Annotated in this window: 20 protein-coding genes and 1 tRNA gene; 12 read left to right on the top strand and 9 right to left on the bottom strand. The window is 52.0% G+C overall.

The window, feature by feature from the left end:
- The first annotated feature begins 134 nt into the window (after positions 1-134).
- The gene (locus ACGYLY_RS27540; RefSeq protein WP_395285980.1) at positions 135-509 is read left to right on the top strand and encodes a DoxX family protein; all 375 of its coding nucleotides are present in this window, start codon (positions 135-137) and stop codon (positions 507-509) included.
- 587 nt (positions 510-1,096) lie between these two features.
- On the opposite strand, the gene ACGYLY_RS27535 is transcribed toward ACGYLY_RS27540, so the two are convergent.
- Positions 1,097-2,452: an FAD-dependent oxidoreductase gene (locus ACGYLY_RS27535; RefSeq protein ID WP_395285981.1), complete on the bottom strand. Its 1,356-nt coding sequence runs from the start codon at positions 2,450-2,452 to the stop codon at positions 1,097-1,099.
- Positions 2,453-2,786: 334 nt separating this feature from the next.
- Between ACGYLY_RS27535 and ACGYLY_RS27530 the strand changes: the two genes are divergently transcribed.
- Both ACGYLY_RS27530 and ACGYLY_RS27525 read left to right on the top strand, forming a co-directional pair.
- On the top strand, positions 2,787-3,029 hold the full coding sequence (locus ACGYLY_RS27530) for a hypothetical protein (RefSeq protein WP_395285982.1): 243 nt from the start codon (positions 2,787-2,789) through the stop codon (positions 3,027-3,029).
- A 384-nt stretch (positions 3,030-3,413) separates the two neighbouring features.
- Positions 3,414-3,848 (top strand): DoxX family protein, encoded by a 435-nt coding sequence (locus ACGYLY_RS27525; protein WP_395285983.1) that lies wholly within the window; start codon positions 3,414-3,416, stop codon positions 3,846-3,848.
- 102 nt (positions 3,849-3,950) lie between these two features.
- Here the strand turns inward: ACGYLY_RS27525 and ACGYLY_RS27520 are convergent.
- Positions 3,951-4,024: transfer RNA gene (locus tag ACGYLY_RS27520), tRNA-Thr, on the bottom strand.
- A 161-nt stretch (positions 4,025-4,185) separates the two neighbouring features.
- Here ACGYLY_RS27520 and ACGYLY_RS27515 point away from each other — a divergent pair.
- Positions 4,186-4,683 carry a hypothetical protein gene (locus ACGYLY_RS27515; RefSeq protein ID WP_395285984.1) on the top strand — a complete coding sequence of 166 codons (498 nt, stop codon included), beginning with the start codon at positions 4,186-4,188 and terminating at the stop codon, positions 4,681-4,683.
- A gap of 486 nt (positions 4,684-5,169) precedes the next feature.
- Positions 5,170-5,337, top strand: a complete 168-nt coding sequence (locus tag ACGYLY_RS27510) for a DUF1931 domain-containing protein (protein ID WP_395285985.1) — start codon at positions 5,170-5,172, stop codon at positions 5,335-5,337.
- Between the two features lie 392 nt (positions 5,338-5,729).
- Here ACGYLY_RS27510 and ACGYLY_RS27505 read toward each other — a convergent pair whose 3' ends face one another.
- Positions 5,730-7,163 carry a S8 family serine peptidase gene (locus tag ACGYLY_RS27505; protein ID WP_395285986.1) on the bottom strand — a complete coding sequence of 478 codons (1,434 nt, stop codon included), beginning with the start codon at positions 7,161-7,163 and terminating at the stop codon, positions 5,730-5,732.
- Between the two features lie 823 nt (positions 7,164-7,986).
- Positions 7,987-8,673 carry a helix-turn-helix domain-containing protein gene (locus tag ACGYLY_RS27500; RefSeq protein ID WP_395285988.1) on the bottom strand — a complete coding sequence of 229 codons (687 nt, stop codon included), beginning with the start codon at positions 8,671-8,673 and terminating at the stop codon, positions 7,987-7,989.
- 591 nt (positions 8,674-9,264) lie between these two features.
- Between ACGYLY_RS27500 and ACGYLY_RS27495 the strand changes: the two genes are divergently transcribed.
- Positions 9,265-9,618 carry a hypothetical protein gene (locus tag ACGYLY_RS27495; RefSeq protein ID WP_395285989.1) on the top strand — a complete coding sequence of 118 codons (354 nt, stop codon included), beginning with the start codon at positions 9,265-9,267 and terminating at the stop codon, positions 9,616-9,618.
- Between the two features lie 175 nt (positions 9,619-9,793).
- A complete protein-coding gene (gene ilvC, locus ACGYLY_RS27490; protein WP_395285990.1) occupies positions 9,794-10,801 on the top strand; it encodes a ketol-acid reductoisomerase in 1,008 nt (335 codons plus the stop codon).
- A 320-nt stretch (positions 10,802-11,121) separates the two neighbouring features.
- Here the strand turns inward: ilvC and ACGYLY_RS27485 are convergent, their stop codons facing one another.
- The 4 genes from ACGYLY_RS27485 to ACGYLY_RS27470 form a co-directional block, all read right to left on the bottom strand.
- The gene (locus tag ACGYLY_RS27485; RefSeq protein WP_395285991.1) at positions 11,122-11,376 is read right to left on the bottom strand and encodes a cyclase family protein; all 255 of its coding nucleotides are present in this window, start codon (positions 11,374-11,376) and stop codon (positions 11,122-11,124) included.
- A 449-nt stretch (positions 11,377-11,825) separates the two neighbouring features.
- Positions 11,826-11,990, bottom strand: coding sequence for a hypothetical protein (locus ACGYLY_RS27480; protein WP_395285992.1), 165 nt, complete (start codon positions 11,988-11,990; stop codon positions 11,826-11,828).
- Between the two features lie 29 nt (positions 11,991-12,019).
- On the bottom strand, positions 12,020-12,391 hold the full coding sequence (locus tag ACGYLY_RS27475; protein WP_395286019.1) for a type II toxin-antitoxin system death-on-curing family toxin: 372 nt from the start codon (positions 12,389-12,391) through the stop codon (positions 12,020-12,022).
- 362 nt (positions 12,392-12,753) lie between these two features.
- Positions 12,754-14,061 carry a cytochrome P450 gene (locus ACGYLY_RS27470; protein ID WP_395285993.1) on the bottom strand — a complete coding sequence of 436 codons (1,308 nt, stop codon included), beginning with the start codon at positions 14,059-14,061 and terminating at the stop codon, positions 12,754-12,756.
- Between the two features lie 88 nt (positions 14,062-14,149).
- On the opposite strand from ACGYLY_RS27470, the gene ACGYLY_RS27465 reads away from it, so the two are divergent.
- Together ACGYLY_RS27465 and ACGYLY_RS27460 are read left to right on the top strand one after the other, a co-directional pair.
- Entirely contained in the window at positions 14,150-14,797 is a 648-nt protein-coding gene (locus tag ACGYLY_RS27465; RefSeq protein ID WP_395285994.1) for a helix-turn-helix domain-containing protein, read from the top strand.
- Between the two features lie 148 nt (positions 14,798-14,945).
- The gene (locus ACGYLY_RS27460) at positions 14,946-15,161 is read left to right on the top strand and encodes a hypothetical protein (protein WP_395285995.1); all 216 of its coding nucleotides are present in this window, start codon (positions 14,946-14,948) and stop codon (positions 15,159-15,161) included.
- A gap of 88 nt (positions 15,162-15,249) precedes the next feature.
- Here ACGYLY_RS27460 and ACGYLY_RS27455 read toward each other — a convergent pair whose 3' ends face one another.
- The gene (locus ACGYLY_RS27455; RefSeq protein ID WP_395285996.1) at positions 15,250-15,495 is read right to left on the bottom strand and encodes a hypothetical protein; all 246 of its coding nucleotides are present in this window, start codon (positions 15,493-15,495) and stop codon (positions 15,250-15,252) included.
- Between the two features lie 202 nt (positions 15,496-15,697).
- Here ACGYLY_RS27455 and ACGYLY_RS27450 point away from each other — a divergent pair, with 202 nt between their 5' ends.
- From ACGYLY_RS27450 to ACGYLY_RS27440, 3 genes are all read left to right on the top strand, one after another.
- Positions 15,698-15,865 (top strand): DUF1931 domain-containing protein, encoded by a 168-nt coding sequence (locus tag ACGYLY_RS27450; protein ID WP_395285997.1) that lies wholly within the window; start codon positions 15,698-15,700, stop codon positions 15,863-15,865.
- 134 nt (positions 15,866-15,999) lie between these two features.
- On the top strand, positions 16,000-16,767 hold the full coding sequence (locus ACGYLY_RS27445; protein WP_395285998.1) for a TrkA C-terminal domain-containing protein: 768 nt from the start codon (positions 16,000-16,002) through the stop codon (positions 16,765-16,767).
- Between the two features lie 709 nt (positions 16,768-17,476).
- Positions 17,477-18,133, top strand: coding sequence for a hypothetical protein (locus tag ACGYLY_RS27440; RefSeq protein WP_395286000.1), 657 nt, complete (start codon positions 17,477-17,479; stop codon positions 18,131-18,133).

Here is an 18,133-nt window from a genome sequence, read left to right as displayed (position 1 = left end):
GAAGTCCTCATCTATAGGTTGAGTGTCGACGATACAGTCTCCACTTCATGTGGCGAGTTGTTTCTCGGTATATAGCCGACCCCATATATGGTGGATCATCCTGATTCTCGCTGCTGGCTTAGTCACAAATGCCTATGAGCACAATTGAAACAGCCATTCTCGTCGTACAAGGACTCCTTGGACTCATTATGGTGGCGTCGGGTGGGGTGAAGTTCATCCGCACTGACTTCCATACAACGCAGTTTGAGCAGTTCAGATACCCACAGTGGTTCCTCGTGGTGACTGGCGGTATCGAAGTTATCGGCGGTCTCGGTCTCCTCGCTGGGGTCGTGTTCGCACCTATACTCGGTGTTCTTGGTGGCTTCCTGATCGCTGCAACGATGATCGGAGCCATTCTGACACATCTCGTTCGGGTTGACGATCCGCTCTCGGCATCAATCCCAGCGGTGGTCTTCCTCGTAGCCGGGCTCATCGTCACGATACCCCGGTTGCTCTCATTCCAGCTATGAGAGTCACGAAAATCCCGCAGACCACCAATATACAGTCCCCATCAACGACAGAGGGCAAAGACGATACCGAATCGGAGGACGGCGATTGTAACGACCTCGGTAGCTTCCCGTGCTGGCCGTGTGTAAGAACTAATCGGAAGGAACTACCGAACTAATCATCGCTTCAGCTCTTTTTATCCATGGCACGCCGATAGTCACTGAACGAAGTTGCTAAACAGTAAGCGAACCAATATCGGCATCCACGGAGAGTCACGGCTTGCATCGGCAACCACGATGGTTACAACGCTCAAGAGCGACATCGAATCCGAGAACGATTACTATGAACCCCCATTCATCAGGCAATAGTATCGACTCAGATGCTCCTCTTGAGTCATGGCCTCTCTTCGATCTCGAGTATACTATCGAACGCACCTCTGGCAGTGAATACGTCCTTGTTCAGCCAGTAACAGGTATCAAGAGCATTTTCTCATCCTGGATTGTCGCCGATGCGGCGACCGCGGTTCCGTTCGAAGAAATTCCTTAGCAACCTCGCTCGTCATTTGGGCACGGCCAATTACCCGATTACGCAGGTGTGCTCGTTTTCGTGGTTACGTGCTGCTTGTCGGTTTGAAAACACGCCACATGATAGTGGGACGTAACAACGTCGAAGACGGCTTTTGCAGCGTGAGGACACGCACGAACGCATCGGTCAGTGCACCATCGGTATGCGCTCGCCGAAACAGCCGAGACATGTACCAATTAAAGACGCTCAGTCCACGAGGTTTACTCCCTTCCGTTTGTGGGAATCCGAAATCGGCTCCAATGGCCATCTTCCATGCATTGTCAATGACTGGTGCAGCACGATCAAAGAACCGAACTGCAAGATCCTCATGGCCTGTCGCAAGCGCCTGATGAAGCACCAACGCTTCGAGGGCAGCCACCGACATCCCTTGTCCATAGATTGGATTGAAACTCGCAACTGCATCACCAATAACGACCAATCCATCAGGGAATCGGTCAAGATCTTCGTAGTGGTACCAGCGATTAGCTGGGAAGGGATAGTGAAAGACCTCGTTACCGACATGGGAATGGTCGTTGAGAAGCTGTTTCAATTCGGGTGTCGGAAGGCTTGCTGCAAAGTCTAACAAATTCTTGTCGTCTTTTGGGGGATGGTCACCATGGACCCCATGTAGATTCACGAGCCAGCGATCACCCTCAACCGGGGCAGCCATGCCACCGCGGGTGCGTGGTGCCTCGGCCATTACGACGAATGTCCGATGGTCGTCAGCAGGTCGCTCAATAAAGATCGAACTGTACGTCACATTGACGTGGACTTCCTCAGCGATGGGTGGCCTAACCCCGTGACTCTTGAGCCACGTCGGAGTTCGGCTCGTTCGACCAGTGGCATCAACAACGAGATCTGCATGGAGATCCTCCTGCTCACCGTCGCGATTCCGGAGTACCACACCGTCTACGACAGTCGCTGCATCGTCGACAAGATAGTCGATGAATTGGCAGCCAGACTGTATGGTAACTCGCTCGAGTTCGGAAACATGATGTCGAACCACGTGCTCGTACAGTGGTCGCGTTGCTGAATAGAGTTTGAACTCTTCTCTTCCAGAGGCAAGAAAATCTCCACGAGTATAGTTGAAGAGATCGGTCTTCCCGTCAATTGTTACAGCACCTGCCGCAAGCAGATCCTCACTATAGCCTGGAAACAAATCCTCTAGCGTCGCTCGTCCAGCCTCCCAGAGCACATGGGGATGACGGGCTTGGGGTACCCCGCGGCGTGCAACTGGCTCGTCGGTAAGTGAGTCACGGTCGATAACCGTGACTGTCTCGAATGCATCTTTGAGAACGCGAGCAGTGATCAAACCCGCCATGCTTGCTCCGACCACTACTGCATGATCTCCTCTCGTAGTGATTTGGCTGCTGTCGTACCGAGGAACAGTTGCCAAGCTCATGAGCGCCAGCCACCTCTCTGTTCACTTTGCGCCAAGACACTGATTGGTCGAAATTGTGATTTCATAAGTTTATATCTCTAGTATATATCGGTTTGTAACATGATAACCCTCTTGGGAAATCACCAGCTCATTTTTCATAGGGAAAATACTCTGCACCATCACTGCTGACTTTAATTCAAGAACAAATTGACAAGACGGCACAGAAACGCGCATAGGCCGAACAATTTTCCTTCGACATCAATGCCTCTGGACTCATCGGCGTCACCAACGAGAGCCACGAGAGTCCCACTGAACACCAATACACGGTCTCCATCGACGACGTGACTCACAACTGATGGCCTGCACGTGCCCGCACCACGTCCACCGGAACGCCTTTTGCAAATCCATGGCCGCCGTCGAAAACGCAACCGACGACGGCACGCTCGACGCCTTCTCATCGGAGGACAACGAAGACGAGCGACTCAGTGGCCCGTACACCGGCTACGACAAGTACGGCACCGTCGATCACACCTACTGGCAGTGTGAAAACTGTGGCGCGGAAGCCACCCGGAAGGACCTTCTCACCGACTGCTGTTAACCCACTCACCGCTTCCATTTATGTCTCGCCAAACAACGCTGACCGAGTGTGCGGTTGGTTCGACCGAACGTGACGCCACACCGACGACTGAGCGCAACCTGCTCGAGCGAGCGAAAACACACGCGGCGGACGTCGCGGCTGCGCATTTTCCTGGACTTCTGCTCGTGCAATTGAGTAGAATATCTCAACTCGAGTGTGACGAACGGCAGGTGCAATGAAATACAACCTCGATCTTTGTATCTATCAACAGGATATATTCAAATCACAGCTGGTCTACTACGCTTTTCCTAAAGTAACACGATTGAATAATACTTGAAAAGGGAAGTAGCCGGAATATTTCTCTGCATCAGGAACTTATTTCTTTTCGTTCGTCAGATTCTAATTATGTCCATCAATCTCTCGATTGGTACGCTTCTGATTCGCCTAGCTGTTGGCAGCATCATGATCGTCCACGGTATTGGAAAACTGTTTTCGATCGGCCCAGCCGCGATGTCGATACCTCAGTTTACGGGATTTCTCACCAGTCTCGGTGTTCCCGCACCATCTGTCGTTGCATGGATTGTTGCACTCGTTGAACTTGTTGGTGGTCTCTGTCTCTTGGTGGGTTTCCTCACCCGGTTTGCCGCATTTGCAGTTGCAATTAATATGTTCGCCGCGACGTTGCTGGTTCATCTTCCAGAAGGATTCTCTGACTCGGAACTCACTATTGTACTGTGCCTGGTTTCCTTGGCCCTCGTGTCGATCGGAGCTGGAAAACTATCGATCGATGAATCCGTTGTCGATAACCAGTCGCATTCGATGCTACCAGTTGGCGAGTGACAGAGTCGTTCCCCTTCCACTTATTCTTGCTTTAGAAACTCTGATTCGTATCGTGTGATACGAATCTAATCGTAGTGCTTGTAGGAAGAAATTGGGAACAAAAGCCTCGGGAGAGATTTGAACTCTCGACTAACTCCTTACAAAGGAGTTGCTCTGCCAGCCTGAGCTACCAAGGCATGAACGGTATCACCACGCACTCAACAAAGGCTTTCTCCTTTCGAGGTGGTAGCAGGTACGATGATAGAGACAACCTGTCGGTAGAACAGATGGCTCGAAACTCTTGATCTCCACCGCCACTGGGAAAGCTCTTTGACCCAATACCAATAAAAGACAGCTTGTGTCCCCCGATAACTCCCCCACCAAGATAGAGGATCTCTCCTTTCTCAACCCGGAGGACATCAAGCTCCAAAATACGCATTTCCTGGAACAGGATGGGATGGAGTATCGCGTTGGACAAGGAATTCTTGATCATCGACTTCGGCATGATATTTGGGTCGTGAGAAATGGGGATATCAAAAAACTCCTGCAACGATTTCCATACGACGAACCACTCCACGACCAATGCGCTTTGTGGATGCAAGCGTTCGTCGGTAAGCACTTTTTCCCGGATGCAAATCACCGAACGGGTGTCGTTATCCTTCGTGAGATTATGGCCGAAAACGATCTTCCTCCGGGTGACTGGGATCCAGAACGAACTCGCCAAGTGAGAGACGAATCGCACACTGTTCGAGGTGAACTACCAACAATTACTCTTGCAGATATTTATCAGAAAGATCCGCTCTATGACGTCTGGCGGCGCTATTTTGACGATGTACTAGAATACGCGAAGAAGTAGTTATTCGTCGTCAGCGTCAGCGAGCGCTGCATACAATGCAGAGTTTTCTCGGACGTCCTTGTTCATCCGACGCTGCGCATCTTCATTCACGGGCATGTACCGTACTACGAGATAGTGCCATATTAGACTTTGTGGTCTGGGACCTGATGGATCGATCAGCAGTGACTCCACTACATCCGAGCTGATGACTGTTCTCATGAGAAGTACGCTAATTTACTCTCCACCCTCCTGGAATCCACCAAATAACCACCCGCGGACTCAATTTCCCACGTTCCAACGTACCCTGCTCATGTCGCTCCTCGAGTCGCTGCTGCACTGGCCGTCGCTCCATCCCAACCGTATCTGCGACCCACCGAGCGGTCACCGCCGGAAACTCGGACTCACGAATCACCCGAAGAATATCGTCATCAGTGATCCGAATTACTGGTCCTTTCTCGACTATTCTGCCACTGTTCTTTTGTAGTATTATATCATCTGAATGCTTGTATGGGCGATTTGATTGTCAAAGCGGCAGTAAAAGAACAGCTCGAAGGACACAATGTGGCGAGTGACTTCTACGATGCACTCGATGAGGAAGTCGTAGCAGTCCTCGACAACGCCGCTCGACGAGCCGAAGAGAACGACCGCAAAACCGTCCAAGCGCGCGATTTGTAGCTGGTCATCGCTGCAACGTGGCCTGATTTTTGCCACTATATAGAATGCACTTCTCTAAGAACTGACCGCTATTTCATTCGAATCCAAATCACCCGGCGCGCCTCGGGCTTTTTCTTGCGAATTTCGCCGTTTTCATGGAAGCGGCTAAGAACGTTATAGGCCAACCATCGCGACCAATTCAGCTCGTCCACGATCTCGCGAGGTGACCACTCTATCGGGTGCTAACAGTCCGTCTCGTCCTGACAGTTCGAACAGAGCCTATTTTCGAGATAGACGTCAAGCATCTGTTCGCCACAGTTACCACACATCTCCTCTACGTCTGAAGAGGTCACTTCACCCGATTATGGCAATCGACAAAAATAGTCACACCAATTTGGGTGACGTCGAACCGTTCAGTAGTTTGTGAGACTTACGTCGCTGTACGTTCCCATGTTTCCGTTCTCCGCACGGATCACGGCGGACTGGGCGTTCACGAATCCGGAACCGACGTTCCACGGCGTGTAGCTATTAAAGCCGTCCTCGGCTTCCGCTGAGACAGTGTTCAGGAGTTCGGCGGGCGTCGGCGACCCGCTGTTGTTCTGCTGGTAGGCATCGACGACGAGGGTGGCGATTCCGGCCACTGCCGGACAGGCCATGCTCGTTCCGCTGATACTGGCATACCACAGGTCTGTGTCGCCGCCCGAAACGTTGAGCGGGTCGGTCGGGTCCATCGTACTGACGATGGCGTTGCCGGGTGCACCGACGCCGGGGCGGTAGACGCCGAGTGGACCGGACGGTGAGCCACCGTTTCGATACTGCTCCAAGTTGTCGAGGGCCGCCTTGCGGTCCCAGTTGCTCGAGTTGGCACTCTGTTTCCGCCCGCGCGAGGAGAAGTCCGTGACCGACTTATCGTCCTTCGTCGCGGCGACGCCGAGCACGTTTGGTGCCTTGGCGTACTGGTTAAGCGTGTTCGTGCTCGGACCGGAGTTCCCCGCCGCGAACACCGGCAGGAGTCCCTGCGTCCACGCTTCCCAGGTAGCGACGTTGAGCGCGTCGTCCGGGTTGAAATCTTCGCCGTTCGAGGAGCCGTAAGAGTTCGAAACGATGGAGATGTCGGTTTCACCCGCCTGCTGGCGTGCGAGCAGATGGTCGTACGCCGCGACCGGTTTGACGATGAGCAGGGTCAGCCCCGCCGAGTAAACCGTGAGGTCGGCGTCCGGTGCCATTCCTCTGTACTGTCCGTCGCTCTGCGTGCCGTCACCTGCGACAGTACCGGAACAGTGTGTTCCGTGTCCGTTGTCGTCGGTGTCCAGATCGCCAGCACGGACCCACAGCGTCGGTGAGCCGAGTGGGTTACCCGCCCATCGCCAATTTGCAACGAGGCCGGAATCGAGGTCGGGATGGTCGCCGTCCACACCTGAGTCGATAACTGTGGTGTGAACGCTGTCCCCCGTGTAGCCGCTCGACTGGACTTCGGAAACCTGCGTCACCTCCCGTGTGTCGTCATTATAGTAGTCGAGTTCAACGTTCTTTTGGACGTATCGAACTGAATCCCAGCTGGCGACCGTCTCCAACTGCCCGACCGAGAGCTCGGTATAGCCGATGGGGAGCACCTCGAACTTGTGATAGCCGTTCTCTAGATTTAGCGTGCCCAACCGGTCAACGTAGTCGTTGCTGTCGAACACGACGAGGGATTGTTGTAGTGCACCCGTCGTGAGGTCGAACGCACTATCGATCTTCCCCTTACCCGCACTCGCGGTGCCGCTGAATGGTATTGTCGACGCGACTGCCGCCGCGCCAGTTGCTTTCAGGATCCGTCGTCTGCTGTGTGCATTGTTATCGTCCATTCTATCTCCGAATCGATGATGCCTAAACTAAAGTATTTATGCTCGAAATTTGACGCGTAATCAAGAAAATCACACAAAAATCCAACTGCCGGTTACAGTGGTTTTGCGTCGTATTGCCGAGTATGTCGCGCGGTTCGAGGTGTTCGTCCGTTTGCCAGCTCTGTTTTCCTGGCGTTTCATGATTCAGTTCCAGCACCGTGAGAGTTTTACTAAGATCGCTTTCGACGATGTAGTGGCGCGGCCCGTTCGTCAGCAGATTCCGTGCACCCCAGTACGCGGTGCCTTCGAGTGCGGACGCCACTAACTCTTAGAGAGTCATCGGATCAGAGATATCGTACGCTCAAACGCTCCATTGATACCAACTGGCGAGCAGCTTCGATTCGTTGAGTTAGATCAACGTCTCTGACTAATCTTCACATCTGTCGGAAGATGTCATAGATTTTGATTCTACATATAGTTGATAATAAGTCTGCCAATTCGTGGTCTCCACCGACGACGTGACGTTCGACACATTCCTATCGGACGACGAGCATCTCAGTAGCCCATACACTGGCTACGACACGTACGGCATCGTCGACCATAACTACTAGAAATGTGAGGACTATGGCGCGGAAGCCACCCAGAAGGGCGCACTCACCGACTGCTGCTAACCTACTCATCTCTTCTATTCATGTCACGCCAAACGATGTTCTTTGATGTGCCCAGCGAACACTGAGCAAGTGCGCGGCTGGTTCGATCGATCATGACGACCCATAATACTGATGTCGTCAACTAGAATCGAAACAACCACAGCTTGCCAGATGATGTACCGAAATTCGAACAGTCAATCATTTTCTGCTGTTTCGATGTCCAATAATGGTCCGAGCGACTGTTCGATAATCATCTTATTTGCCCGACGGAGTCGCTCAGAGGCAGCTTGGTGGCTAACTCCGAGAAGAGTACTGATTTCTTCTTGGTTGATCCCTCGTGGAATCTCATAATAACCATGATTATACGCAATCCGGAGTGCGTCCAGTTGCTCAGGCGTGAGATCAAGATGTGAGTCTCCTGGTGGGTTCACATCCATCATTCTGTCGAGAGTAAAGTTGATATCGTGGTCAGTACAGTAGGTGTCAAACTGAGAAAGGTCTTCTTGGGTGGCAAATCGAAGACGTAACATCCACTCACCATGTTCACCATACCCTTCAACAATTGTTCCTGCTGTCTGAAGCACGCCATCGAGTAAGCTTACGCCAGTTGGTTGCCAGTGGAGACGATATAGCCGCTTTTCCTTCGCAGCGGTCAACAATTCGAATTCTGTGATATCCGGACTCTCGGTGAACGCCTCTTCTATCGCTTCTGGGTTCGGTGCTGCTTCTGTGGCTTCAACCCAGACGAACGGAAGATACTCGTCTTCACGTCCCATCGGAACGATGCGATCGAACTCAATCCGCAAAGCAGGCACTGTTTGGAATATCTGCCCAAAGGCAAACTCATCTGCAGCGAGGTGAATGTCGATTTCGACGGTCACACTCCGATATACGCGTTTAACGACACTGTTCTTTTCGCCCCGTTGTAGGTCCTGCTCCTCAAGTATTTTCGATGCTCCAATTTGTAGAAATCATCAACGAGAACCCCGCAGACCACCAGTACACAGTCTCCATCGACGACGTGACTGAGGAACTAATGGCCTGCACGTGTCTGTCAAAAGCGGGTAGCGTGGATGATGCTAGCCGCTACTACGTATGGGATGCATCCATGGCGCGGTCTACTTCCCAAACAAGAGTCGTCATATAAAAAGAAAAAGGTATGTGTTGACGCAAAACGCGTATCCTGCCCTAAAGTCGGACTGTCCTCACTGAAATGACCGAAGGACTTCAACCGGTCACATCTTCCTCACGCCGTCGATGTGCGGATAGCTGCTTGATCCCAACCGTACTAGCAGCTCTTTGAGTGGGCAGATGAAAACCCGAGTTCACTATCGAGCACGCCGAAATTAGTATTATATATTAACGTAACAACTCCTCGGAAAAGTCCATCCCATTCTCTATCCACACATGCTCCTACGTGGAAATAGTCGTGTTCAATAATATTCACATATTTATCTTTCTAACAAATAGTAATGGCGACGTCAGTAGACGTACTTGGTATCCAAATCGATCTTCATCGGCTTGTTCTCGCTGTAGGAGTCGTCCTCTCGTTTATTGGAATCGGGATCCATTTCGATAGTCAAATCACTCCCGAATTGATGGGCCTGCTGGTAGTAACATGTCTTTGGTTTCTTGTGGGAGCGATCGGCGACGTTCGTGACACGCGTGCCTATTTGATCTCGCTTGGGTTCCTCCTCACTGCATTTGGTGGCCTAGGTTATCTTCGGGGAGAGCAGTCACTCATCGCCTATACCTTCTTGCTTGGTGGACCGATTGTGGTGATCACGGAGGCATATGGAATTGACTCTTCCTCCACGGTCGATTAAACGTAGTTTCAGGTAACAGTAGTGCTAGTAGCTACGAACGATCAACCGACTTGCGGTACCCTCGGTCTCCCCCTTGTAATAGCCTTAGCCTATCCCCCGGGGAAGTGAGACGACGCATTTGAACACGAGACGTAGGAAGTTATATCCACGCCTGCATACATTGTCATTTCGTACCATGACACGGGAAGACACTACTGTTTACGACGATGCGGACGCCGACCTCTCATACCTAGAAACCCGAACAGTCGCGATACTTGGATATGGAAACCAGGGGCGCGCACAAGCACTGAATCTTCGCGACTCCGGTGTCAAAGAGATAATCGTGGGGAATCGAGAAGACGACTCGTCGAGCCGCGCTCGAGAAGACGGATTCCCTGTGTATCGTGTCTCGGAAGCTGCATCGAAAGCGGATATCGTATTCATGCTTCTTCCGGATGAGGTTGCACCGGAAGTGTACGAAAGCGATGTAGGACCCAACCTCGATACGGGTGACGTAGTAACCTTTGCTTCCGGCTACAATGTCACCTACGGCTTCATCGACCCTGATGACGACCTCGATGTGATATTGGTCGCACCGCGAATGATCGGAACGATGGTCCGAGAGCTATACATCGAGGGGCATGGGGCGCCAGCGCTGCTAGCGGTCCATCAAAACCCATCTGGCGACGCAGAGCGAGTGGGACTCGCGGTCGCAAAGGGCATCGGTGCGACACGGTCCGGAGTCATCGAAAGCAGCTTCCAGGTGGAGACCAAGACCGACCTCATGTCCGAACAAGCACTGTTTCCGGTCTTCGTAAGCGCTATGATGAGTAAATACGAGGTAGAACTCGAAGCGGGCGTTCCGCCAGAAGTGATCATGCTCGAACAGTCGCTCTCCCGTGAAATGGCCCACATTTTCCAGAAAGCAGCTACCCAAGGGATCATCGAGCAACTCTCACACCATTCCCGAACCAGCCAGTACGGTCAACTGCGGGGAATCGAGGCTTTCGACCGCGGACCCCTTCAAGAGTACATGCGTGAGTGTATGCAGCAAATCGAGGACGGCTCGTTCGCGACCGAGTGGACCGAAGAACAACGGGCCGATTATCGGACGCTCGACCGCCTCCGGAAGAAGTACGAGGATTCAGAGATGATACGGGCTGAGCAGGGAACTCTCGACGTATTGGGCTTGCGCGAAGACTAGACGAAAAACGAAAGATGAACCCGATCCCTCGAAGCCGATGAGATTGGGTTGGTACGAAGCAGTACTGTTATAAAATTGCGAATGCTCGAACGGACGAGCCACTGGTGCTGTGGAAGTTTAGCGGTGGGTAGAAGAAATATGCTCGACGACTCTCTGCGCCATTGAGTACCTGGTCGAGATTGCGGACCTCTTCGATGGGGATAACATCGTTTTCGAGAAGTGGGAGATGTGACTCGTCAGGGCCAACGTCAGTACTCGGCCCGCGGTTTCATCAACCCATCCGCAGACACTGGTTCCCTCCGTACCCACGGCCTTGGGGTTCAGCTCCCCGAGATACTGTGCGTCTCTGCAGTTAAATACGGGAATTCGAAGAGATACTCGTCGGTGAGACCGTAGTAATCGTCCCACTCTGTGTAAATTATTACCACGTCGCCGTTCTGGATCTCCGATTCGTATGGGGTAATGTCATCGACGGTAATCGCGTCTTTCGGCGTCAAATAGTTTTCGACGACTAAATGACTGCAAAAACAACCGACTGCCGACCGATTGAACGAACTCCGGACTAGTATTTGCATCGACGATTCCTCACCTCGCTCATGTAACTCCTCGAGGCGCTGCTGCACTGGCTGCCGTTCCATCTCGACTATATCTGCTACTCACCGAACGGTCACTATCGAAACCTCGGACGCACGAATCACTCAAAGAATATCGTCATCACTCGTTTGCTCAACAAACCGTCCTGCTCGGGCACACTATGGCACGCATGCAAGCAGGAAGGAGGGGTGGCGAGGGAAAGGGCGTGTGGATCGGGAGTGATGGTGCCAGACCCACGCGAGACCCAGTCAGGGTGTCAGAGGCAACCGCGCCACACCCAGTGGCTTCGTGGGGTTCGGTATATGCTTTGTGCTACTGTTAAAAAATAAGACAGTCAGACAAACAACCATAGATGGGGACTTCACTAGTCAACGGGAGAATTTTCCAATAAGATGTCTACAATAAATATCGAAGGCACTTCAGGTTAGTTCTACTCTTTTGCGAGTTTCTCGTACGTTTCGGCATGCTCTTTCCGCTCAAGCGCTGCCATCGCACGCATCACTTCACGGCGTTCCTGTGCTGTCTCCGCTGCTTGCAGTTGCTTCCGGAGACTGGCACGTTCGGCCTCGAAGTCGGTCGTGCTGTACGAGCTCATCTTAGCGGTAAATATGTCCGTCATGGTATTTAGTCTTCGGGAGCCGCATGCGTTCGACAATACTCGATCACGCGTTCGATATTCACGGCTTGCTCTTGGATCGCAAATTCCTTGAGGATAGTCCGAATCGACTCATCTTCGTACGCAAAGTGGTAGCCGTTTAGGAGATAGAACAGCTCCACTGTGTTGAGTGCCGTTCGCTTGTTCCCATCTACGTAGGGATGATTTGCGACTAAGAGGCGCATCAAGTGGGCGGCCTTTTCGTGGATTGTCTCCGGTCCTTGTCCGAAGAATCCACGTCCTCGAATGTACTCAAGCGCAGATTCAACGTCGTCCGGAGAGTGAACGCCTGGTTCTGTCTCAGTATCGCTTGCAACGATATCAGTATGGAGTGTATGGATGGTTTCTGCGTCCGGATATTACAAGTTAGTCATTATTTCTTGTAACGGGGCCTTCGTCTGTGGATATTTTGTGAGCGTGGCAATCCATCTTACTCTTCTGGAATCCACCAGATAACCACTCGCGGACTCAATTTCCCGCGTTCCAACTCACCACGTTCATACAGCTCCTCGAGCCGCTGATGCACTGGCCGCCGCTCCATTGCAACTGTATCTGCGACCCACCGAGCGGTCACTACCGGAAACTCGGACGCACGAATCACCTGAAGAATATCGACGTCAGTCGTTTGCTCCGCAAATCGTCCCTGCTCGTCATGCTCTGAACGTACCGACGGTCACAAAGCTCGGCAATCGATGACAGCTATCTACCGCTGAGTGACGGTCGCTTTGATTTCGACCGTTGGGCGAAGTGTCAGTGATGGCTGGAACGCCAATGGACCATCAGTGGAGACCTCGAGTGAAACGCGACGTACCATCGTGGCGAGCGCCATCGTCAATTCAAGACGGGCAAATCTCATTCCGATGCAGTGACGCGGTCCACCGCTGAATGGAAAATAGGCATATTCCGGACGGGTATTCGGACCCTCCCACCGGCTTGGATCAAATGTCTCCGGATTTTTCCAGAACCGGTTATCACGATGGAGTACCCACTGTGGAATCATTAGCTGTGCATCTTCAGGAATCTCGTAGTCACCCAGCGTTACCGGTTCGACCGCTTGCCGATTTACCGACCAAATCGGGGGATATAATCGAAGCGTTTCCTTGACGACGTGACGAACTCGCTTGAGGCTCTCAAAATCACTCACATCCGGAAGCCCATCGCCAACAATTTCGTCGACTTCGTTCACCAGTGCGTTTCTGATCTCGGGATGACGACTCAACTCGTACCACGCGTAGGTGAGCGTCACCGCTGAAGAATCGTGCCCCGCAAGCAATAATCCCACCAGGTTGTCTTTTACCTCCGACATCGTGAGCTTGCCGTCGTCGTGTGCGGCCAGCAACACCGAACGAACGTCATTTTCCCCAGCTGGCTGCTTATTGAGCACATCTTCCACGTAGTCATCTAAGCGTGCGACTCGACGCTCAAATCGTCGCTCTGTCGGTGTGGGTACCCAAGATGGTAATAGTTGGCCGAATCGTCGCGGATCTGCTCGCTCGATCAATGCATCGGCGGCATCCATGATGAGATCCTGATTACCGCCTACATCTGTACCGAGGAGTGTCTTACCTAGAATCCTCAATGTAACGAGTCGCATTTCCCGATGGAGATCTACTGTCTCCTCATCCAATTTCTGAATGTGTTCTTCAGTTTGTTTGGCCATCTGCCGCCCAAAGGATGCGATGGTTTCCCACGTGAATGCTGGATGTAGGGCATGTCGAAGTCGTCGCCACCGCTTGCCAGTATTTGCGGTCAGGGCGTTGTCCTCAACTCCACGAAAAGCAATGCGTTGCTCGTGTCCGATCGTAAATTGATCGGACCGTTCAACGAGAACTTGATTGATCAAGTCTGAACCGGTCACCAAATACATCGATCGACCAGGAAACGTGAGCAGGACAATATCACCGAGACGTGCCCACTGCTCTATCGCTTCAAAGGGGTTCTGGGAGAATTCCATCCCGTTGCCTAAAAACGGAACACCATCAGGAGTTGGAGGGTTTGTCGTATCGCTCATACAGAAGAAGATGTTCTATGGGTCCATTGTTCTATGCTGACGTATACGAACCGCTCTTTTATTCCAGCCTCTACCGTGGTTCTTCCCAATGCGATCTGTGACCGTCATCATGCGGCCGGAAACTGGAGCGTTACATCCGCTTGAAAAACAATTGCGCACAGATGAGCGAATTATATGCGAGGCCATTCATGCCGTTGAACCGCTGGACGATGGTACGATTGTCATGCTGACTGAGATCAGAGGAGATCTTGACCAGTATCGAACGATCATGGCAGCGGCGAAGTCAGTCCACGAGTTTGCAGTCTCCGGAGACGGATCTGGCTACTGTTACTGCCGAGTCGATTCATCTCCACTCATTGAGCTCCTCGTTGAGCGCCAACAAACCGAGGGTTTCATCGTCGAATTTCCGGTCGAGATAACCGACGACGGAGGATATCGAATTACGATGGTTGGTCGTGAGCAGGCCTTCGTGAACGCTCCGTCTTCCCCACCCGATGGTATCGAGATGGAGCTCGTCTCCATGGGACCGTATCGCCATCACCTCAACCGGCCCTTCGCAGAACTGACTGACCGACAACACGACGTGTTAGAGACCGCGATTCGTTTGGGGTATTATCAGAATCCTCGGGAGGCGACCCACGAAGATATCGCCGAGAAACTCGGGATTCAACCCAGTACCGTCGGAAAACATCTCCGAAGTATTGAGATGCGTGTCTTCTCTGAATACATTCACTGACTATCCAGCGGGAGAACTCATCTACCGACCAATTCACCGAATTCGAACCTGCGTTTGAGAACTGATACACCTGGAACTCTCCCCACCATCCGAACTCCGAGTCACCCTCCAAGACGAGGATGGTGACGATATCGGGGGCATTTCGGTGATGACCAAAGATGCGGAGGCCGTGTTGGACGGGTTCATGACCACCGATGAGTTCTCTCGTCGAATCGTCTCGACAATTCGATTCTCACCCGATGTTCCGAGGACCATGACGACGCGGGCTCTATCGACCACAACGACCACAACGACCACGACTACCACGACGACAACACCGCCGGACATCCTCATCGACAACCACTACGCCGACAGAAACGAGTAAATCGACGACGACGGCAACGGCCAGAGAAGCACACACGACCGAGTCATCCAGATAGTCAATACCAGTCGATAAACTACTCAGTACGACTCTACTTGAGGAGCTTTTTCACCGTTGATCGCACTTTCGACTTTGCTTTGCGTTTCGCATATTGCTTTGGATTCTTGACCTTCCGTGCGGTTCCAGACGCTTTCGAGACGCCTGTTTTCTTGCGAATCTTCCGCTTTACTTTCCCTGTCGTCTTTCGTTTGGCGTATTTTTTCGGGTCTTTGGCTGCTCTCACGATTTTCTCGGCTTTCGATTTCTTACGACGGGTGCGAAATGGACCGATTTTCATTCTTATTCTAATTGTTTTCATACTCGATAAAGATTACTCTCGTTACATTACGAAGAGAATCGACGTGTATGCGTGAATCATTCAAACCGTTTCTTACTACTGTACGGTGATGATGAGAAATGTATTTCCTAGGCTCATAGTCGTCTATTCTCGACTATTTTGCCGCTGTCTTTTTGTAGTATTCTACCGTCTGAGAACTTGTATGGCTGATTTGATTGTCAAATCCGCAGTGAAAGAACAGCTCGAAGGACACAATGTGGCGAGTGACTTCTACGATGCACTCGACGAGGAAGTCGCCTCCGTTCTCGAGAACGCTGCTCGACGAGCCGAAGAGAACGACCGCAAAACCGTCCAAGCGCGCGATTTGTAGCCGCTCATCGCCTCTTTCGACGCTAATCCTGTGTTGTGCTCGTTGCTACGCATAGACCTCACGTTCTCGAGTGATGAACAACCCGTTCAATCGACCATGAGGTCAAAGTTCCTGCACGTATATTGGCGGAGGGTATGGCTGCCATTTACCCAATCCTCTCACTGTTGCTCACGTTCGCACTTGCCCTGCTGATCATTCGAATCGGTTCAATTGCCCTTCGGATGACCGGCGTGTCACCCGACATTGCATCCTTCCAAGCCGCCTCTGCATTTTCGGGCGCGGGATTTACGACCGAAGAATCAGAAGTGATCACCGCGACACCTGGACGACGTCATATCGCCAAACAACTCATCCGCTTCGGAAGCCTCGGTCTCGTGAGTGCCATCGCCTCACTCGTTCTCTCGTTCACGAACGCGAGCGGTGGAAATCTCACTGGGCTCATCTATATCATCAGTGGGGCAGTCCTTCTGATCCTACTCGCCCGAAGTCAATGGCTCAACCATCTTGCCACTCCGCTTATCGAACGAGCACTTAGCCGGACGACTGATCTCGAACTCCGAGATTACACCCAAGTACTCGGGCTCCAAGAGGACTATCGGGTTGCTGAGGTCGATACCGAAACAGACGAATGGTTGACTAGCGGTACCTTGGCCGAGTTGGATCTCCCAGCCGAAGGGGTCCGTGTGCTCGCGATCGATCGTGCTGATGGCTCATATATCGGGGCACCGGGGCCGGATACCGAGATCAACCCTGGCGATACGGTTGTTCTATACGGGCAAGAACATCGCTTGCAAGAACTATCAGATCGTGATGCCGACGACACCCAGGCACACAAAGCAGGAATCGAAGATCACGAACACCAACTCGAAGCACAGGACCAAAACAACGGGCATAGAACATAGCTTCTCAATTCCTCTCTCCTCGCTCAATCAGTAGCAATTCGGCCTCATCTTGTGTGGCCTCGTACGTGTATTATCCAGCAGTACTGCTATTCCATCCGAATCCAGATCACTCGACGCGCCTCTGGCTTCTTGCGAATTTCGTCGCTCTCATGGAGCCGAGTGAGAACGTTATACGCCGACCGTCGGGACCATCCAAGTTCGTCCGCGATCTCACTCGTCATGTAGGGTTCGAGCGGCCACATGACCGCAAGTACTTCCGCTGGCTTCTGTTCCTGTACGAACTTGCCTCCCTCTTCTCGTCTTCATCAGGTATACTTGCCTGGCCGTCGCTCGGTCTCTCTTCTTAGCACGATGGTGATGTCGGTGTTAGTATTTTATCCTAACCTCCGGCAATCTTGCAACCCCTGATCGCTTTCTTGACTACCTAAACCGACAACCGTCCCATCACTCTACCATTCACCAATAACTGGGACTGAGAACTCCCGTTCGCAGTTATCAATCGGGGAATAGCCGCTCACAGCTGCCAAGTGCAAACTTATAACCGTCTCTACCAACTAGAGATACATACGAACATGGCGCTGGAACAGATACTCACGGTCGAACAATTGGCCGAAACAACGGGCCAATCGGAAGAACAACTCCGAAAAGACCGTGAAGCTGCAGCGAAGATGGCTGGCGACACTGCGGACGAATAGCGTCACGTCTTTTCATGACCGGTAGTGGTTCGACGAACACGATAGACCAATTACTCGGTCATACTGATGGTCCATCGAAGCCAATTGCAGACCGTGATCTGACTCGCGTTCGCTCATCTGCATATATTGTCCACGGCAATTTCGCCAGACTTGATGAGGTCTGTGATGACATTACGACGACTGGACTCATCAGTGTCCCAGAGTCTGCAGCAAAGACAGACGTACGAAATGAAGTTTATCGACGCACTCATAATTATCTCTCGTCGCTCTATTCCTACAACGAACAGATCCGAACCATTCTCAGTAACCGTCTGACCGAGAACATCCACAAAGGCTACTTTTTACCAGCCCGGGACAACAAAGGAACACCGGAGTACGTCCGACGAGGTACCTTTCTCTGGGGACTGAGAAACGACTTTCAGCACGGTGATTATTGGTGCCTATCGATCGAACAACAGGAATCAATGGATGGGCAGGACAAGTACCATTTACTCTTTAACAAGGAACATTTCGAGGCAACTTCAAAAGGTAATCTCGATAGTTCCGGTGACTATCTCGCTCATGCGCCCGACTCTGATTTAGAGTACCCACTGCCGTACATCGGTGATTTTCATCGAAATCTTTTCAACGAATTCGAAACCGCCTTCGAGAATTGGTGTACTCGGAGTTAA

The sequence above is a fragment of the Haladaptatus sp. CMAA 1909 genome (genome assembly GCF_043952005.1).
Classification (GTDB): Archaea; Halobacteriota; Halobacteria; order Halobacteriales; family Haladaptataceae; genus Haladaptatus.
This window is presented reverse-complemented; position numbering and strand designations above follow the sequence as displayed.

What these genes read in the sequence shown, in the direction of transcription:
- ACGYLY_RS27480 (WP_395285992.1), bottom strand. Translation starts at nt 11,990, where the DNA reads ATGAGCTCGTACAGCACGACCGACTTCGAGGCCGAACGTGCCAGTCTC.
- ACGYLY_RS27485 (WP_395285991.1), bottom strand. Translation starts at nt 11,376, where the DNA reads ATGCAAATACTAGTCCGGAGTTCGTTCAATCGGTCGGCAGTCGGTTGT.
- ACGYLY_RS27450 (WP_395285997.1), top strand. Translation starts at nt 15,698, where the DNA reads ATGGCTGATTTGATTGTCAAATCCGCAGTGAAAGAACAGCTCGAAGGA.
- ACGYLY_RS27530 (WP_395285982.1), top strand. Translation starts at nt 2,787, where the DNA reads ATGGCCTGCACGTGCCCGCACCACGTCCACCGGAACGCCTTTTGCAAA.
- ACGYLY_RS27455 (WP_395285996.1), bottom strand. Translation starts at nt 15,495, where the DNA reads ATGAAAATCGGTCCATTTCGCACCCGTCGTAAGAAATCGAAAGCCGAG.
- ACGYLY_RS27510 (WP_395285985.1), top strand. Translation starts at nt 5,170, where the DNA reads ATGGGCGATTTGATTGTCAAAGCGGCAGTAAAAGAACAGCTCGAAGGA.
- ACGYLY_RS27525 (WP_395285983.1), top strand. Translation starts at nt 3,414, where the DNA reads ATGTCCATCAATCTCTCGATTGGTACGCTTCTGATTCGCCTAGCTGTT.
- ilvC (WP_395285990.1), top strand. Translation starts at nt 9,794, where the DNA reads ATGACACGGGAAGACACTACTGTTTACGACGATGCGGACGCCGACCTC.
- ACGYLY_RS27505 (WP_395285986.1), bottom strand. Translation starts at nt 7,163, where the DNA reads ATGGACGATAACAATGCACACAGCAGACGACGGATCCTGAAAGCAACT.
- ACGYLY_RS27445 (WP_395285998.1), top strand. Translation starts at nt 16,000, where the DNA reads ATGGCTGCCATTTACCCAATCCTCTCACTGTTGCTCACGTTCGCACTT.
- ACGYLY_RS27540 (WP_395285980.1), top strand. Translation starts at nt 135, where the DNA reads ATGAGCACAATTGAAACAGCCATTCTCGTCGTACAAGGACTCCTTGGA.
- ACGYLY_RS27440 (WP_395286000.1), top strand. Translation starts at nt 17,477, where the DNA reads ATGACCGGTAGTGGTTCGACGAACACGATAGACCAATTACTCGGTCAT.
- ACGYLY_RS27495 (WP_395285989.1), top strand. Translation starts at nt 9,265, where the DNA reads ATGGCGACGTCAGTAGACGTACTTGGTATCCAAATCGATCTTCATCGG.
- ACGYLY_RS27460 (WP_395285995.1), top strand. Translation starts at nt 14,946, where the DNA reads ATGACCAAAGATGCGGAGGCCGTGTTGGACGGGTTCATGACCACCGAT.
- ACGYLY_RS27465 (WP_395285994.1), top strand. Translation starts at nt 14,150, where the DNA reads ATGCGATCTGTGACCGTCATCATGCGGCCGGAAACTGGAGCGTTACAT.
- ACGYLY_RS27535 (WP_395285981.1), bottom strand. Translation starts at nt 2,452, where the DNA reads ATGAGCTTGGCAACTGTTCCTCGGTACGACAGCAGCCAAATCACTACG.
- ACGYLY_RS27470 (WP_395285993.1), bottom strand. Translation starts at nt 14,061, where the DNA reads ATGAGCGATACGACAAACCCTCCAACTCCTGATGGTGTTCCGTTTTTA.